Source organism: Lewinellaceae bacterium, assembly GCA_020636135.1.
Taxonomy (GTDB): domain Bacteria; phylum Bacteroidota; class Bacteroidia; order Chitinophagales; family Saprospiraceae; genus JAGQXC01.
Window position 1 is genome coordinate 331536 of sequence record JACJYK010000002.1, and the last position, 17613, is coordinate 349148.

A 17613-nucleotide genomic window follows, 5' to 3' on the forward strand; every position below is an offset into this window, starting at 1 on the left:
CAATGAAAGTTGTACCCTACTTCTTCCCTGGTACCTTTTCACTGCCTGAAGCCGTACCTTTGATGGACAAATGCTGACCAATGATCAATGATTCTACGGATAGTCATTTTATGCAGCAGGCTATTGCACTGGCCAGGCAAGGAATGATCCGAAACATCGGAGGGCCATTTGGTGCCATTGTGGTTTATGAGGGTGACATCATTGGACAGGGTGTCAACCGGGTCACTTCAACCAACGACCCTACCGCGCATGCAGAAATTGTAGCCATCCGCGAGGCTTGCGTACACCTGGACAGCTATCAGCTGGAGGGCTGCACGATTTATACTACCTGTGAACCATGTCCCATGTGTCTGGGGGCGATCTACTGGGCACGACCGGCGCGACTGGTCTATGCGGCGAACCGTGAGGATGCAACCAGGGCAGGATTTGATGACGATTACATTTACCGGGAATTGCAATTGCCACCGGAAGACCGGCATCTTCCGACCCTGTCCCGGGAGCGGGAAGCATCACTGGCTTTGTTTGAGGAATGGGACGCGAAAAAAGATAAACGATTGTATTAGTATGAATTCCCTATCCGGTATACTGGAGGAATATTACCGGGATAGCCAAATGTAAATGGCGATCGTTGTCAACACCAGGAAAACGCTGAATGCAGGAGCATATTTCCAGGCGGCCAGCTCGACAGCATGATGATCTTCAACCTGGAATCTTTTCTTCACAGGGAAATAATAGGAAATGCCCAGCATCACAGCCATATTGAGCAGGAACTCGATGCCCCACAGATGAATAAAATGCAGATTGACGGGCCAGACGAACGTTGTAGCCAGGTAAAAAGCCAATCCCACGAAGAGAGCAGATCGCGCAGCAACAGCGGAAACCTGCGGGAGAAAGAATCCGGCAAGGATGATGCTGGCAATCGGGATGAAGAAAATGCCATTGAGTTGCTGCAACAACTGATAGAGGCCATCCGGTGCATTGGCTACCCAGGGAGCAACTACGATGGCAAATACGGCCATGATCACCGACACCAGTTTGCCTACCCTTACCAGTTGCCGGTCGCTGGCATCTTTGCGGATGTGCCTTTTGTAAATACCATTGCTGAAGATGGTGGCAGCACTGTTGAGCACACTATTAAACGTACTCAATACCGCGCCTAATACAACCGCGGCAAAGAACCCGGTGAAGGCTACCGGCATTACTTTTTTAACCAATTCGGGATAGACAGTATCCTGATGGTCGAAAAATTGGTCACCGAAATAATAAAACCCGATCACCCCCGGTAAAACGATAATAATAGGGATCAGGATCTTATACAACCCGGTGAGCAGCAAGCCCTTTTGAGCTTCCACCAGATTTTTAGCCCCCAATGCACGCTGTATAATCACCTGGTTCATACACCAGAAGTATAATTGATTGATGATCAGGCCCGTGAACAAGGTGCCGAATGGTAACACCGAGTCCCTGGTTCCGATCACATTAAACCGTTCCGGCACCGTTTCATAGACTTTGCCCAAACCGGTAAACACATTTCCGTCGCCAATAGCCCAAAGTGCAAATACCGGAATGGCGAGGCCGCCGATGAACAACCCATAGCCATTGAGTGTATCCGAAAAGGCAACTGCTTTCAGTCCGCCAAAGATGGCATAAACACTACCGATAACACCAATGGCGATCACCGTATACCATAGGGCTTCACCACGGGTGAGATGCAGTTGATCACTCAGATCAAAAAGGCTTTCAATATTGATTGCTCCGGTGTACAGGACGATGGGCAGCAGGGTTACGATGAATGAAAGCATCAGGAAAAAAGCGACCAGGGTGCGGGTCAGGCCGTCGAAACGGTATTCCAGATACTCCGGAATGGTCGTTAACCCCATACGTAAATAACGGGGTACGAAGTAAAGTGCAGCAACAACCAGTGCCAATGCGGAAGTGACTTCCCAGGCAATAATGATAAAACCATTTTTGTACGAGCTGCCATTCATCCCGATCAGGTGTTCCGTAGAGATGTTGGTGAGCAGCATGGACCCTGCAATCACGACCCCGGTCAGGCTGCGCCCACCCAGAAAATAACCATCTTTTGAACTGAGGTTCTCTTTGCGCAGGCGCCACCAAACGTATAGCGCGACAAATGCGGTAAAACCCAGAAATGTGATGATGGTTAAGGTCATGGCTTATGATGTTAAAGTTGCTTATACACCGCTGAAAGCGCTGAATCCGCCATCCACCGGCAGGACAATGCCGGTGATGAACCTGGCGCCCGGACCACACAGGAATAATGCCGCCTCATTCAATTCATCGGCATGGCCAAACCGGCGCATCGGTGTGCCCTGAATGATCAGCTGCCCCCGTTCGGTGTAACTACCGTCGGGATTGGTCAGTAATGCCCGGTTCTGATTGCCTATGAAAAATCCGGGAGCCAACGCGTTGACCCGGAGTCCTTCCCCAAACTTTAGGGCCAATTCGACAGCCATCCACCGGGTGAAGTTCTCCATGGCTGCCTTAGCCGCCGAATATCCGGCCACCCGTGTGATTGCCCGGTCTACCGCCATCGAAGAAATGTTGAGGATGGCACCCTGACCGGAGGAAGCCATGGCAGCTCCAAATACGAGAGACGGGATCACCGTTCCCATCAGGTTGATGTCGGTAACCCGGCTGAAATCTTCCAGGGATACATCAAATATGGTCTTGTCCGGAGGTACGGTTGCACCGGGTAAATTGCCACCGGCAGCATTGATGAGCACATCAATAGCACCCTGCTGATCCAGAACTTCTTCACGCACTACGATCAGTGAGGGCTTATCCAGTACATCTGCAGCATATATGGAACATTTACCGCCATTAGCTTGAATCATAGCCTGGCGTTCCTCCAGGGAATCAAGGGTGCGACCGATCAGGATGACATGGGCTCCCTCTTTAGCAAAAGCCTGAGCCATATGACCGCCGAGGACACCCCCGCCACCGGTAATTACGATTGTTTTTTGAAGAAAGCGCTGCATATACGGTCGGTGTGTTGACGTTCTGGTTCAATACATTCAGCTATTGCTCCACAGGCAAATCACTCTGCGGGCAGATTCTTGGTTCATCAGCCCCGACGCATTAAAATCGCAGGGTGTCGGGCAGGTATTTTGCGGCCAGGTCCTCGTAATATGGCCTCAGTTTTTTTACATCCGGCGGAGCGGGTGATTTGGAGTAGAGGTCGTAAGGATTGAAAGCTCGAACCCATTTGAACAACTCCCGGTCGTGGTCGTCCATCAGGTGGTCGTAAGCTTCTTCCCGGTGTTGGGCATAAAAGGAATGGTAGCGGATCATATAAAGTGCCGGCTCGGGAAGATGATTCTTCATGATGTGGTACAGGTATTCATCGTGTCCCCAGGAAAGATGTACATTTCTCAATCCACAGTTGGGTGTATAGACGCCATAGGTGGAATTGTACCGCTCATCGTAATAATCGGGATTGGCTGTAAAAAACTCCGGATAGACGATTTTATCGGAGTAGGCGCAGCCTACCGGGAAAGTGTCGCCAACGACAGCCCACTGCGGTTCGCCGAAAAGGCAAAGGACCTTGCCCAGGTCATGGAGAAACCCGGTCAATACGAACCAGTCGGGATGACCGTCAGCCCGGATAGCCTCGGCGGTCTGCAACAGATGCTGGGTCTGATCCAGATCGATGTCCGGATCCGAATCATCAATCAGGGTATTCAGATAGTCCACAGCATCCCACAGAGACATTTCCCGGCGGTTGAAAGCCAGAAATTCCTGCTCTTTCTGCCGGACAAATTCATACGTCTGATAGGTATGATTCATCCGATAGAACTCGCGTACGGTATCCCGGGCTGGATTATCGTAATTCCGGTAGTCGGCTTTGGCTTTGGTATTTTCAGTTGGATAGCGTTGAAGCAAATCCTGCTCCCAGAGCTCTTCCATCTCGTGGGGTGTTACCCTATTTTGAAGTTGATCCTGCATGCGTATCGCTTTAGTCGGCTGCTTATGCCATGACTAAAATAGGAAAACGATAGGAATTCGCTGGTTCTTTCATACCGAGGCTTGAAGGCCCAGGTTCCCGCAGCTATTCATTCGTGGTGTTGGTGCTTCGGGCATGCAGGATCAGATCAAGGCCGGCGCCGCTGATCATCAGCCGGTGTTTGCGATTGGGAATGATCGATTGCGTCCAGTCCACCAGCCCTCCATCTGCCAGCTCCCAGACCTGGCCTGCCCGTTCGACCAGCATCTTGAATTGTGCCAGCGGGTAATAGGAATAATCTCGGTCCTCATGCTGATGGTCCAATGTTGCTCCATCGGCTAATGCGCTCAGGGCTTCCATGATTTTTAAACGCAGTTTGTCATTGGCTTGTCGCCAGTAGAAATTGATCCTGAAGTTTCCATCGGCAAAACAGGTTTTCAGCATCCGGTAATGGGTCAAAACATGATGCGTGAATGCTTCGGCTTCGAAATCATGGTTTCCCTGGTCCCATCCACCGGTAGCCATGCCGATGATGGAAAAATGCGCTGAGAATCCCGGCCGGTCAAAAGCCTGGACCCGCACCTGGCGCTGGGTGGTGGCGTATTGTATCACCCTGTTTTTGTCCGGATTGGCACGAACGTCCCGTGCGATCAGCAAGGCCAGCAGGTTGGTGACATCAGAAACAACTTCTGTATTTCGCAGGGCAGGCAGGATGGTCTGTTGAGATACCGGGGCCATCGATGAACAAGTGCCAAGCGGCGCCAGGGGCCCAAACTGAACCAGTGAAAAACCGGCATTTTTGCAGCTATCAAGGTATTGTATTTCCAGCTCCCTGAGCCGCATTGGATCCGTGGTGGCGGGCATGGTGAACCGGTTTGTGACCAACTGGCTGACCAGGGCTGCGGGTTGCTCTTTTCCAGCCTGCAACCGGAATACCTCCATCAGCAGGGTATTTAGATCTGAACCGGACAGGTCAGCTAATTGGTCAGCTAAGCCCGGAAGTCCCATCCGTTTTTCGATGGTTTTATAATAATTCATTGCAGCCGGATTTTATCCTTGACATCAAATGGTGACTGGATCGCCAACCCGTATTTGCCCCTCTCCTGATTCCCAGCAGGCATTCACACCAAAAAGGACCTTATTGCCGTCCCTGCGGAATCCGGCCAGACTGGTGAGCACACCCGGATTGATGGATGCCGTATCGGGATCGATGGTGATGACCTGGCAGCGCGCGCAGGGCTTGGGCAGTCTCAGCCGGTGCCCACCGATATGGATCTGTTGCCATTGATCTTCCTCAAACGGGATGCGTGTCCGGATCACGATATTGGGACGAAAGCGTTGCACGATGAGGGTTTTCCCCATCCGCTGTGAGAAGTCGTCAAGGGAAGCGGTAGTGGTAATGAGGTAAGGGTAACCATCCGCAAAACTCACTTCTTCGCCTGCCAAGGCATAGTCCGGGTCCACCGGGCGGTGAGAACCGCTACCCATATAAACCAGCCGGCATGGAAACCCCAGGTTTTGTGCCAGCCATTCATCAATTGCAGAAGAGCTGATATGAGCCTGGACGGTATCCTTCCATATCCGGACCGGTACATGCGGATGCCCATCCCAGTGATTGAGTGGGATCTCTAAGCGCACTTCCGGGTCTTTTCGCTGAGAGATGTACAAATGAGCGGCATCGACGTGCGATTGCCACCCGGCAAGGGACGGATATTCCCGTTGACTGATAAACCCGTTCAGAGGATCGACCAGCATCCATCGCCGGTCATGACGGAACCCCCGGGCCTCGGGAGTAGCCCCGGATACGGGTGTTCCGGCCATGCCTTTGACCGGATAGACATACAGCGATTCAACTTCAAACATGACACAAAATAAAAAAGCGCCTGTGGTTCAGGCGCTTTTATGTTGGTTGAAAGTGTGTTTTTATATTATCCTTCCACCTCTTCAGCCTGGTAGGCATCGATGAGATGCTGCTGGATATCTGCTGTGACCGGCATGTATTCAGCAAATTCACGGGTGAATTTTGCCCGGCCCTGGGAGAGGCTCCGCAAGGTCGAAGAATACATATACATTTCCGCCTCAGGCACTTTGGCGATGATCTTCTGGTAGTGTCCATCGCTGTCCATACCCATGATCATTGCCCGGCGGGTTTGCAGATCACCCATGATGTCGCCCATGGATTCTTCCGGGCAAAGGATCTCCACATTGTAGATCGGCTCCAGGATCTGTGAGCCCGCCTGTCTGAAAGCATTGCGGAAAACCATACTTCCGGCAATCTGGAACGCCATATCGTTGGAGTCGACCGGGTGCATCTTACCATCAAAGATGGACACACGGATATCCCGGCAGTACGATCCCGTCAGAGGTCCTTCTTCCATCTTCTGCATGACACCTTTCTTAATGGCGCTGGCAAATTTGGCATCAATCGAGCCACCGACGATACACCACAGGAAGGCCAGTTTGCCTCCCCAGGGGAGATCGGTCATATCGGTATTCCGGACGGATAGTCCGCTGGGGTCCGGCATGCCCTCAAAATAGGGCTCGATGCGCATGTGTACTTCGGCAAACTGCCCGGCACCACCGGACTGTTTCTTATGACGGTAGGAGTCATTGGACGCCTTGGTGATGGTTTCCCGGTACGGGATGCGCGGTTTTACGAATTCCATGGTCACGCCGAATTCTTCCTGAATGCGGCTTTTCACCACATCAAAATGCAACTGGCCCTGACCATAGAGGATGAGCTGTTTCAGCTCCACCGAATTTTCCGAATGCAGCGTAGGATCCTCCTCTTCGATCATGTGCAGTGCCTTGACCATTTTCTCGAGGTCCGTTTTGTTCTGGGTGGTGATGGCCGTGCGGATCCGGGAAGCCGGGAATTCGATGGGCGCGATGACCACGTCGGTACCTTTGGTGTTCAGGGTTTGATTGGTATGCGTGTCCTTAAGTTTGACGGCAGCTCCGAGGTCACCGGCTTTCAGACCATCGACCTGCGTGCGGTTTTTTCCATTGGCCACCAGGATCTGGCTGAACCGTTCGTGAGCGCCCGTTTGGGCATTGATCAGCTCATCGCTGCTTTTGAGTTCCCCGCTGTATACCTTAAAGTAGGACACCATACCGATCCTAGGCTCGTGGACCGTCTTATAGATAAAGAGGGTGGTTGGTTTGGTGGAGTCACAGGGCAGTGTGGTGCCATCTGCCAGAGCAACCGGAGGCCGTTCTGCCGGGTTGGGACAGATGTCATTGATGAATCCCAGGATCCTGCCTGAACCCATATCTTTCTGAGCCGAAGCGATAAACACCGGGCAAAAATCACCGGCGGCAATGGCGATCTTCAACCCCTTGGTCAATTCTTCTTCCGAGAGTGTGCCCTTGTCAAAAAAAATCTCCATCAGCCCCTCATCATTTTCAGCAGCGATCTCAACCAGCTGGTTGTGAAGCTCTTTGGCACGGGCCATTTCACTGGCAGGAATGTCTGCTTTTTCAGGTCGGCCGCCTTCAGAAGGAAATTCGTACACGGTCATGCGCAGAATGTCTACGATCGCATTGAAGTCTTTACCCTGGTTCAGTGGATATTGAATCGGGAATACTTTACTTCCAAACCGGTTCTGAGCTTGTTCGAGGGTATTATCATAATCGCATTTCTCATGATCCATCTGGTTGATCACGAAAATGGTCGGGGTCTGGAATTTTTCAATGTATTCCCAGATGATTTCCGTGCCGACCTCCACACCATGTGCTCCGTTGAGGACCATGACACCGGTGCTGGCTACTTTCAGGGAAGAGATGACTTCACCGCAGAAGTCATCGAGTCCGGGGGTGTCTATGATATTGATCTTGGAATCTTTCCAGTTCAGGTGCATCAGGGTAGAGTATAAAGAGTTTTCCCGGTTGTGTTCTATGTCTGAATAGTCGGATGTTGTGTTGTGGTCCTGCACGGTACCCCGGCGGTGGATCTCATGGCCTTCGAACAGCATGGTTTCGGCCAATGTAGTTTTCCCGCATCCGGAGTGGCCGAGCAAGACCACGTTACGTATGTTTTTGGTGTCGACACTCATATCCAATATGTTTTAGAGATGATCAAATAGCAACAAAAAAGGACCATCGATCTTGCCCTTTTTTGCGCTTGATAAAAGGGAAATCAAGTTATCGAAATTCTGCCGACTTGCCAAACGCGATTACACTGTCAAATATCAGGAAGAACGATGGTCTAGATCATACGAGAGGAGATTGCCCGGCTGGAAGAGGACATGGGGGCGATGAATTGGCAAAATGCAAACGGCCGGCATTTATTAAAATGCGCCGGAATAAGTGGATCAGGATTGGCTAAACTTATCCCTGAAGAAAGGAAGAAATGGTATCTTCACCCCTCTAATCGCAAACTCATCTTATGGCTAGAATAGTAATCGCGCTCATGTTCATCGCGGTAAGTTTGATGGCGTGTGCACCCTCATCCGGTGAATCCTCCGGAGGCAAGGAGACGGCCTCGGAATCAGGCACCAATACTCCGGCTTCTGAGGCGGACAGTGAAGAAGGTAAAAAGTTGTTTACGCAATATTGTGCAGTATGTCACGGACCGGATGGTAAGCTTGGCTTGAATGGGGCCAAGGATCTCACCGTATCCGAATTGACAAAGGAAGAGCGCATCGAGCAGGTGACCCATGGTAAAAATGCCATGGTACCATTTGAAAATGTCCTTACCAAAGAACAAATCGATGCGGTGGTTCAATACACGGAGACTTTAAAACAATAAATGGCGAAAACACGGCTTATCCTTGGGGTCATGTCAGGAAGTTCACTGGACGGTCTGGATATGGCGCTGTGCCGGTTTTCAGCAGATGGTGATCAACTTGATTATGAAGTGAGGGCCACCGGTCAGGCCACGTACGATGACGAATGGCTGGAACGGTTGCGACAGGTGCACCGGGTAGACCTTTCGACCTATTTTACCTGGAATTACGATTATGGCGTATGGCTCGGCAAAAAAATTGCAGACTTTGCCGCTACATCAAAGGCTGCTCCGGATCTGGTGTCTGTCCATGGCCATTCGGTGATTCACGATCCTGCAGCTCATTTTTCAGTGCAGCTCGGACACGGTGCCGCTATCTCGGCTGCCTGTTCATTTCCGGTTATGTGCGATGTGCGTAGTGCCGATATGGCGCTGGGAGGTCAGGGTGCACCCCTGGCTCACCTGGCTGACCTGTACCTCTATCCGGGATATGCAGCCTATCTGAATCTGGGTGGCATCGCGAACATTACCCTGCCTTCTGCAGGCAAGGCCTGGGATCTCTGCGGGGCGAATCAATTGCTCAATGCGATGGCCCGTTTGCTTGGGAAAAATTTTGATGATCGGGGCACGCTGGCAGCAACGGGGCAGGTTGTCCCCGGACTGCTGGATCGCCTGAATGCCGACCACTACCTGTATGAAGACCCGCCCAAAAGCCTGGACAATCAATACGTCACCGATCATTTTACCCGATTGCTCCTGGAAGATCGGCATCCGGTGGAAGACCGGCTGGCTACAGCCACGGAACACATTGCGCAGGCAGTGGTCGGAGCTTTGAACCATTATACTATCAGCGCAGGTAAGATCCTGATCACTGGAGGGGGAGCCTACAATGATTTTCTGATTGAACGCTTCAGGCAACGATCTGAGGAGGCGCGTTTAGGTGTGGAATGGATAGTGCCGGAAGCACAGATCCTGGAATACAAAGAGGCCGTCCTCATGGCGCTGATGGGCTACCTGCGCCTGGAACATCAAGCTAACTGTCTGCCTACCTACACCGGTGCGAGCGGGCCGTCATTAAATGGTGCACTTTATCAAACCTTTCCGGCATCATGAAAAAAATTCTGGTCACCGGTGCGAATGGATTTCTCGGCGCCCATCTGGTGCGTTTCCTGTCCCGTCAGCCGGATATACAGGTTTTGGCGATGCACCGCGAACATTCGGATCTGAGCCTGGTGAAAGATCTTCTGGACTCCCCGGGTATCCGGTGGATTACCGGAGATGTATTGGTATTGTCAGCACTGCGTGATGCCATCCGTACCGCAGACGTGGTGATCCACAATGCCGCGGTTGTCTCTTACAGGCGTCGGGAAGCTGCTCAGATGATTGCAGTCAATGTGGAAGGAACAGCCAATATCGTTAACCTGATGCTGGAAGAAGAAAATCCCGGGCGCCTGATTTACATCAGTTCCGTGGCAGCAACCGGTCATGTGGAGCAGGGGCTTATCGATGAAAATGCGGAATGGCGGGATGAAGTTTATCATTCCAATTACAGCTGGTCCAAGTATTGGGCCGAGCTGGAGGTTTGGAGGGGCTTTGCAGAAGGGTTGAGCGGGTTGATATTTAATCCCAGCACCGTCCTCGGCACCGGCAACTGGGATCAAAGCTCCTGTCAGTTATTTGGACAGGTCTGGCGAGGATTGCAGTTTTATGCTCCGGGAGGTACCGGCTTCGTGGATGTCCGTGATGTGGTGGCCGCCGTGTGGGAGGGCATCAAAAGGGATGACCTTACGGAAGAACGCTATATCCTGAATGGCACCAATACATCCTATCGCGACTTGCTGACCCGTATCGCCGGGCTGCTGGGGAAACCGGTGCCCCGCTGGGAAGTCACCCGCCTGCTGAGGCGAATGGGACTGATGGTCATAGCACCCCTGGAGGCCGTCGGCTGGTGGCCGCATCCCATCTCTACCGAGATCCTGCGCAATACCGGCCAGACCAACCGTTTTGACGCTCAGAAAGCCATCCGTGAACTGAGCATCCAATTCACTCCTTTGGAAGAGACCCTTGAGTTCACGTGTACACAATTCCTGGCCGAACACACCCGTTGATACGGACCCTTTTATCGACCACTTTGGGGCTTTAGTCGAACAATAGCGTTTCCGTCAGGAAACTTTCGAAACATTTTTTGTTTCCATCCGTTTATTCGACTAGTTTTGTGCCGTTTTTCTGACTATGGAGTTGAAGCAAAGAATCATCACGAGTGCCCGGCAGCTGTTTGTTAAGCAAGGTATCAAGGGCGTTACCATGGACGATCTGGCCCGGGATTTGGGAATTTCCAAGAAAACCCTGTATCAGCATTTTGACAATAAGGAACATCTGATCGCCATTCTACTCCAGTCACAGTTGAATGAAGAAACCCGGATCATACGGGATATCCTGGCTAAAAGTACCGATGCCATCGATGAGATCCTCAAGATAGGCACCTACGTATTAAATATCCTCCGCGAATTACCCGCTGAAATCGTCTTTGACCTTCAGAAATATTATGCGGCAGTCTATGGAAAATGGAATGATGTCCATAAGAGTTTTGTCTATGAGATCGTGAAAGCCAATCTGGACCGCGGCAAGACGCAGGGGTTGTATCGTTCGAACCTGAATACCGACGTTTTGGCCAGGATCTATGTGGAGAGCACCACCATGATCGTTAACGATGAGGTATTCCCTCCGGCAAAATACCTGCCCAGTGAATTGTTTGAGCATTTCCTCCGCTATCACCTGAATGGCATTGTATCGCAATCCGGCTATGCACATTTACAAAAACACTTCTATGAACATTTTAATGAAGCAGCTTAAGATTTACCTGCCGTTAGCGCTGATCATCTGGTCAGCAGTATTCGGTGGTCAGCTATTGGCACAAACCCAGGCATTTACGCTGGAGCAGGCCATTCAGTACGCCAAGGATCACAGCACGGCGATGCAAATGGCCAATCTGGATGTTCTGGACGCCAATGAACAGATCACCGCCTACAAAGCCATCGGGATCCCAAAACTCAGCGGCAGTGTTAATTACCAGTATTACATCAACATCCCCACCCAGATCCTGCCCGATTTTCTGGGGCCGGCTGTGGATGGTCGCCTGCTCACCTACAACCTGATCTCCTCCAATGAAGTATTACCGGGGTCTGATGCCGGCTTTCCCGCTCAATTCGGAAGGAACAACAACATCAATGCCGGACTGAACCTGGACATGCTTTTGGTGGACGGCTCCTATTTCCTGGGACTGAAAGCAGCACGCCTGGCCCGTGAACTGGCTGTGCGACAGCAAAATGTGTCCATCCGCGATCTGGAGAACAATGTGACGACGGCATACCTTGCCGTCATGAGCGCTGCCAAAAATGAAACCATACTCCTGAATAACATCGCCTCGCTGGAGCAGACCTATCATGAGACCCGCATCACCTATGAGAACGGATTCATCGAAAAAATGGATGTTGACCGCATCCAGCTGACCCTGGAAAACCTGAAGCGCAACCTCGATAATGTCAAACGTTATATTGAATTATCCAAGAACCTGCTCAAGTTTCAGATGGCTTATCCACTGGATCAGGAGATTACCCTGTCTGATGCTTTCGATGATCTGGTCGATGCAGCAAAAGCAACACCGGAGTGGGCAGCCCTGTCCATCGATTACAACCTGAGACCCGAATACCGGGTGCTGGAAACAGCGCACACTCTGGCGGAAATGGATGTAAAACGTCAGCAACTGGGTTACTACCCATCGTTGCGTGGATTCGGTGCAGCTGCTGCCTCCCTTCAGCGTAACAACCTTTTTGATGGCCAGGAAGCCGGCTGGTTCCCTTCCACCTACGTGGGTGTCACCCTGAATGTGCCCATCTTTGACGGATTTGACCGCAAAGCAAAAATCAATCAGGCCAAGATCGCGCTGCAACGCAATCAACTGCAAACCGACTTTTTCAAACAGTCGGTTTCCCTCGAAGTGAGTAATGCCCGCACGCAATATGCCAATGCGCATGAATCGCTGGAAGCCTCCGAGCGCAACCTGGATCTGGCCAACCGCATTCTGGAGACAGCCAAGACCAAGTTCAAGGAAGGCGTAGGCACCAGTTTGGAAGTCATTCAGGCGGAGCGGGAATATTATGAGGCACAGGCCAATGTGATGAATGCCGAGTACGATCTCGTCATCGCAAAAAAGGACTGGCAGAAAGCCTTGGGAATAAACTAAAGTCACCCTAATCTCTAATAACAGGATTATGAAATGGACCAATGCATTTAAAACGATTGTACTTGTTTTCTCAGTGGGTGTCATCGCCTGCTCTTCGGGACAGGATGAAGCTCTGCCGACAGATCTGACCGAGCTGAAAGCATTGTACGAAAAAAAGCAAAGTGAACTGCGGAGCCTGAATACGGACATCGCTGAGATAGAAAAAGCACTGTCCAGGCTGGACACCACCCAGCATCAGGCATCAAAAACTCTGGTTACGACCAGGACGCTCGAACCTACTGAATTCGAACATTTTATCAAGATTCAGGGGAATGTGCGGGCCGATGAAGCAGTGAATGCCAGCAGCGAGATGGGTGGACGTATCCTGAGCCTGAAGGTGAAAGAAGGCCAGCAGGTCAGCCGCGGAAGCCTGATCGCCGTACTGGATGCTGAAACCATCAAGAAGCAAAAAGCGGAGATCGAGACTTCACTGCAGCTGGCGACGACGGTTTTTGAAAAGCAATCCAAACTGTGGGAACAGGAGATCGGTTCCGAGATCCAGTACCTGCAGGCAAAAAATAACAAAGAACGCCTGGAGAAATCCCTGGAAACCATCGATGCGCAGTTGGCGAAAGCCGATGTATATGCTCCGTTGTCCGGGGTTGTGGACATGCTGTATCTGAAGGAAGGCGAACTGGCTGGCCCGGGAGCCCCTATCATTAGTATTCTGGACGTCCGCCGTGTGAAGGTGGAAGCAGAAGTTCCGGAGAAATACCTGGGCACCATCCATAAAGGAGATCAGGTGCAAATTTCTTTTCCGGCACTCAACCAGGAAGTCACCGCACGGGTCACGTTGCTCGGCCGTACCATCAATTCGGCAAACCGTACCTTTAGCGTAGAAGCCGAGCTGCCCAATCCGTCAGGCATCCTGAAGCCTAATTTGCTCGCTGAAATCAAATTCCGGGACCAGGCAATAGCCAATGCACTGGTCGTACCACTGTATCTCGTCCAGCAGGAAGTCGGTGGAGATCAGTTTGTCATGGTAAGCGATTCCACGGCGACCGGAATGATTGCGAAGAAAGTCTACGTGACTACCGGGGTTACTTACAATGACCAGGCTGTCGTCGATCAGGGCCTCAAGGCGGGTCTGCGACTGATCGTAGAAGGAGCACAGGATGTATCCAATGGAGAAGCCATCGAAATTGTCGAACAGCAAGCCGCATTAACTGAGAAAAATGGAAAATAATTCACCGCAAGCTTCCAAGCAACGTTACTTCAGTCTGACGAACCTGGCGGTGGATAATTCCACCAGCATCTTCATTGTAACGTTCATGATCCTGATCTTCGGGATCCAGTCGTACAACCGGATGCCCAAGGAACAATTTCCGGAGGTCGTCTTCCCCCAGATCTACATCAATACACCTTATTTCGGTAACTCAGCTGCAGATATCGAAAACCTGGTTACGCGTCCGATTGAAAAAGAAATCCAGTCCATCCAGGGCATCAAGAATGTGAACTCCACCTCGATGCAGGATTATTCGGTGATCATCGCCGAGTTCGAAACGGATGAGGACATCGACAATGCCCTGAGAAAGGTCAAGGACGCGGTGGATAAATCCAAATCCGAGTTACCTACGGACCTGACCCAGGAACCTTATGTCACGGACATCAACCTGTCCGAGATACCAATCATGACGGTCAATGTTTCCGGTAACTACAACAATGATGAGCTGCGCAATTATGCCGACTACATCAAAGACCATCTGGAAGACATCGATGAAGTGTCCAAAGTGGACATGAAAGGCGCCCTTGAAAGGGAGGTACAGGTCAACGCGGACATTTCCAGGATGCAGGCCGTAAAAGTCAGCTTTGGTGATATTGCCAATGCGGTATCGGCTGAAAACCTCAATATGTCCGGTGGTGAACTGGTCAATAATGATTTCCGCCGGGCGATCCGGGTAGTAGGTCAGTTTGAAAATGTCAGTGAGATTGAAAACCTGATTGTCAAATCCGAGTTTCAAAATCCCATTTACCTCAAGGATATCGCCACGGTGAAGATGGCCTATCAGGACCGCACCTCTTACGCCCGGTCGGACGGATTGCCGGTCATCTCACTGGATGTCATCAAACGCAAGGGACAAAACCTGCTGGATGCCTCCGACCACGTGAAAGAAGTCATCGATAAAGTGACGCCGGACCTGCCATCCGACCTGCGTATCAGTATCTTCAACGATCAATCCATCCACACCCGTGATCAGGTCTCCAACCTGGAAAACTCCATCATTTCAGGGGTGATCCTGGTCGTACTGGTGTTGTTATTCTTCCTGGGACTGCGTAATGCCTTGTTTGTCGGGATGGCTATACCCTGGTCCATGCTGATGGGTATCATGTGGTTGTACCTTTCCGGTACGACCATGAACATCATTGTTCTTTTCTCCCTGATCCTGGCACTGGGGATGCTCGTGGACAATGCGATTGTGGTGGTGGAAAACATCTACCGGTATATGCAGAACGGGTATAAGGGCATTGAAGCGGCGAAGCGGGGAGCAGGTGAGGTAGCAATGCCCATCATATCTTCCACTGCGACGACGCTGGCTGCATTTATCCCCCTGGCTTTCTGGCCGGGTATCGTGGGTAATTTTATGCAGTACCTGCCCCTGACCCTGATCATTGTGCTGACCTCTTCATTGCTGGTAGCCCTGGTCATCAACCCGGTGTTTACAGCGACCTTTATGAAGGTAGACAAGCGGCTGGAACAAAAATCAGCGCGTCAGCGCAAACGCCGCAATGTACTGCTCGGGGTATTGTTTATGGTCATGGTGGCCATTGGGATGCATTTGGCCGGAATCGAATGGGCCAGAAATTTACTGGGTATCGCGATCCTGGTTACCCTGGTCAATTTCTTCTTCCTCCGACGTGCCGCATTTTATTTTCAGAATAACCTGTTGCCGATCCTGGAGAATTCCTATGACCGGTTTGTACGCTTTGCACTGCGCCGGAAGAACCCGTTGTGGTTTTTCGCCGGAACTTTTGGATTGTTGTTCTTCGCGCTGGCACTGCTGGCGATAAAATCTCCGGCGGTCATCTTTTTCTCCAAGTCGGACCCCTTATACGTGAATGCATTCATTGAATTGCCGATCGGTACGGACATTGAAGCGACCAATAAGCTCATGCATTCCATGGAGGACCGCATTAAAAATGCCATAGAACCTTACCAGCAGGTGGTCGAGTCGGTTTTGGTCCAGATCGGAGAAAATACCTCCGACCCCAACAGCCCTCCGGAACCCGGCGCTTCTCCCCACAAATCGCGGATAACGGTGGCATTTGTGCCCTCGGATAAGCGGAATGGGGTGTCGACCGTCGAGATCATGGAGAAGATCCGGGAAAGCCTGCAGGGATATCCCGGTGTTCAGATCGTGGTTGACCAGAACGCGAACGGCCCCCCGACCGGGAAGCCGATCAACCTGGAGCTTCGCGGTGAGGACATCAATAAATTAGCCACACTGAGTGAAGATGTTATCAACTATTTTAACAGTCAGAACATTCCCGGCATTGAAGAATTGAAAGCAGACGTGGGCATCGGCAAGCCGGAACTGATCGTGAACATCGACCGTGATGCCGCCCGCCGTTACGATGTTTCCACCTACTCCATTGCGGATGCCATCCGGACCTCCGTTTTTGGTAAGGAAATCAGCAAATACAAGGAAGGAGAAGATGAATATCCGATCCAGTTGCGGGTGGACACCACCTCCCGCAATTCCATCACGGATTTGATGAATCAGGTGATCACCTTCCGTGATATGGCGACCGGCAAGATCGCCCAGGTGCCGATTAGTGCAGTGGCCACCAACTCCTACAATTCTTCCTACAGTTCCATCAAACGGAAGAACGGAGACCGGGTCATCACCGTCTACTCCAATGTGCTGGATGGATACAACGCCAACAGCATCGTCACCGAGTTGAAGAAACTGATGACCAATTACGACCTGCCGGAAGGTTTTACCTATGAATTTACCGGTGAACAACAACAGCAGACCGAGGATTTGGACTTCCTGAGCACTGCCTTTGCGGTGGCGATATTCCTGATCTTTATCATCATCGTGGCGCAGTTCAATTCCATCGTGTCGCCGTTTATCATTATGCTGACCGTATTGTTCTCCACCATCGGGGTATTCCTGGGTTATGCATTTTCAGGACGCGATTTTGTCATCGTCTTCACCGGTATTGGTATCATCTCGCTCGCCGGTGTGGTGGTGAATAATGCCATCGTGCTGATCGATTATACGCAGCTGTTGTTGAAACAGAAGCGTGAAGCCCTCGGTGTGGACAGTGATCTGGCTTTGCCGCTGAATGATGTCAAAGAGGCGATCGTCATGGCCGGTTCAACCCGTCTGCGTCCCGTGCTTTTAACCGCCATTACCACGGTATTGGGGTTGATCCCCCTGGCTATCGGATTCAATTTTGACTTCTTCTCCCTGGTACAGGAATTGGATCCGCATGTCTTCATCGGAGGTGATAATGCGACATTCTGGGGCCCTATGGCCTGGACGGTCATCTACGGTTTGGTGTTTGCCACGTTCCTGACACTGGTAGTAGTACCGGTGATGTTCTGGCTTGCCCACCGGGCGAAACTTGCCGGTTCCAGGTTGTTTAAAAGTAATGAACCTTCAGTCGGTTGATCCTGGGATGACTGATGAG

14 protein-coding genes are annotated in these 17613 nt (G+C 51.3%); 8 read left to right on the forward strand and 6 right to left on the reverse strand.

Annotated features, from left to right (window positions below; genetic code table 11):
• Positions 1-80 precede the first annotated feature (80 nt).
• The gene (locus H6570_16455; protein MCB9320876.1) at positions 81-563 is read left to right on the forward strand and encodes a nucleoside deaminase; all 483 of its coding nucleotides are present in this window, start codon (positions 81-83) and stop codon (positions 561-563) included.
• 33 nt (positions 564-596) lie between these two features.
• Here H6570_16455 and H6570_16460 read toward each other — a convergent pair whose 3' ends face one another.
• The 6 genes from H6570_16460 to H6570_16485 form a co-directional block, all read right to left on the reverse strand.
• Positions 597-2174 carry a solute:sodium symporter family transporter gene (locus tag H6570_16460; protein ID MCB9320877.1) on the reverse strand — a complete coding sequence of 526 codons (1578 nt, stop codon included), beginning with the start codon at positions 2172-2174 and terminating at the stop codon, positions 597-599.
• Between the two features lie 21 nt (positions 2175-2195).
• Complete coding sequence (locus H6570_16465) at positions 2196-3002, reverse strand: SDR family oxidoreductase (GenBank protein ID MCB9320878.1); 807 nt, start codon at positions 3000-3002, stop codon at positions 2196-2198.
• Positions 3003-3102: 100 nt separating this feature from the next.
• On the reverse strand, positions 3103-3969 hold the full coding sequence (locus tag H6570_16470) for an inositol oxygenase (GenBank protein MCB9320879.1): 867 nt from the start codon (positions 3967-3969) through the stop codon (positions 3103-3105).
• A gap of 103 nt (positions 3970-4072) precedes the next feature.
• On the reverse strand, positions 4073-5005 hold the full coding sequence (locus tag H6570_16475) for a hypothetical protein (GenBank protein MCB9320880.1): 933 nt from the start codon (positions 5003-5005) through the stop codon (positions 4073-4075).
• A gap of 24 nt (positions 5006-5029) precedes the next feature.
• Positions 5030-5830, reverse strand: a complete 801-nt coding sequence (locus tag H6570_16480) for an MOSC domain-containing protein (protein ID MCB9320881.1) — start codon at positions 5828-5830, stop codon at positions 5030-5032.
• A gap of 65 nt (positions 5831-5895) precedes the next feature.
• Complete coding sequence (locus tag H6570_16485) at positions 5896-8022, reverse strand: elongation factor G (GenBank protein ID MCB9320882.1); 2127 nt, start codon at positions 8020-8022, stop codon at positions 5896-5898.
• A 332-nt stretch (positions 8023-8354) separates the two neighbouring features.
• Here H6570_16485 and H6570_16490 point away from each other — a divergent pair, with 332 nt between their 5' ends.
• The 7 genes from H6570_16490 (at position 8355) to H6570_16520 (ending at position 17594) form a co-directional block, all read left to right on the forward strand.
• Positions 8355-8717 carry a c-type cytochrome gene (locus H6570_16490; GenBank protein MCB9320883.1) on the forward strand — a complete coding sequence of 121 codons (363 nt, stop codon included), beginning with the start codon at positions 8355-8357 and terminating at the stop codon, positions 8715-8717.
• On the forward strand, positions 8718-9806 hold the full coding sequence (locus H6570_16495; GenBank protein ID MCB9320884.1) for an anhydro-N-acetylmuramic acid kinase: 1089 nt from the start codon (positions 8718-8720) through the stop codon (positions 9804-9806). It begins immediately after the preceding gene.
• The gene (locus H6570_16500) at positions 9803-10801 is read left to right on the forward strand and encodes an SDR family NAD(P)-dependent oxidoreductase (GenBank protein MCB9320885.1); all 999 of its coding nucleotides are present in this window, start codon (positions 9803-9805) and stop codon (positions 10799-10801) included. Before H6570_16495 ends, H6570_16500 begins: the two co-directional genes overlap by 4 nt.
• A gap of 124 nt (positions 10802-10925) precedes the next feature.
• Positions 10926-11546 carry a TetR/AcrR family transcriptional regulator gene (locus tag H6570_16505; protein ID MCB9320886.1) on the forward strand — a complete coding sequence of 207 codons (621 nt, stop codon included), beginning with the start codon at positions 10926-10928 and terminating at the stop codon, positions 11544-11546.
• On the forward strand, positions 11521-12936 hold the full coding sequence (locus H6570_16510; protein MCB9320887.1) for a TolC family protein: 1416 nt from the start codon (positions 11521-11523) through the stop codon (positions 12934-12936). The genes H6570_16505 and H6570_16510 overlap by 26 nt, the downstream gene beginning before the upstream one ends.
• 28 nt (positions 12937-12964) lie before the next feature.
• Entirely contained in the window at positions 12965-14161 is a 1197-nt protein-coding gene (locus tag H6570_16515; protein MCB9320888.1) for an efflux RND transporter periplasmic adaptor subunit, read from the forward strand.
• Positions 14151-17594, forward strand: a complete 3444-nt coding sequence (locus tag H6570_16520; GenBank protein ID MCB9320889.1) for an efflux RND transporter permease subunit — start codon at positions 14151-14153, stop codon at positions 17592-17594. Before H6570_16515 ends, H6570_16520 begins: the two co-directional genes overlap by 11 nt.
• Positions 17595-17613 lie beyond the last annotated feature (19 nt).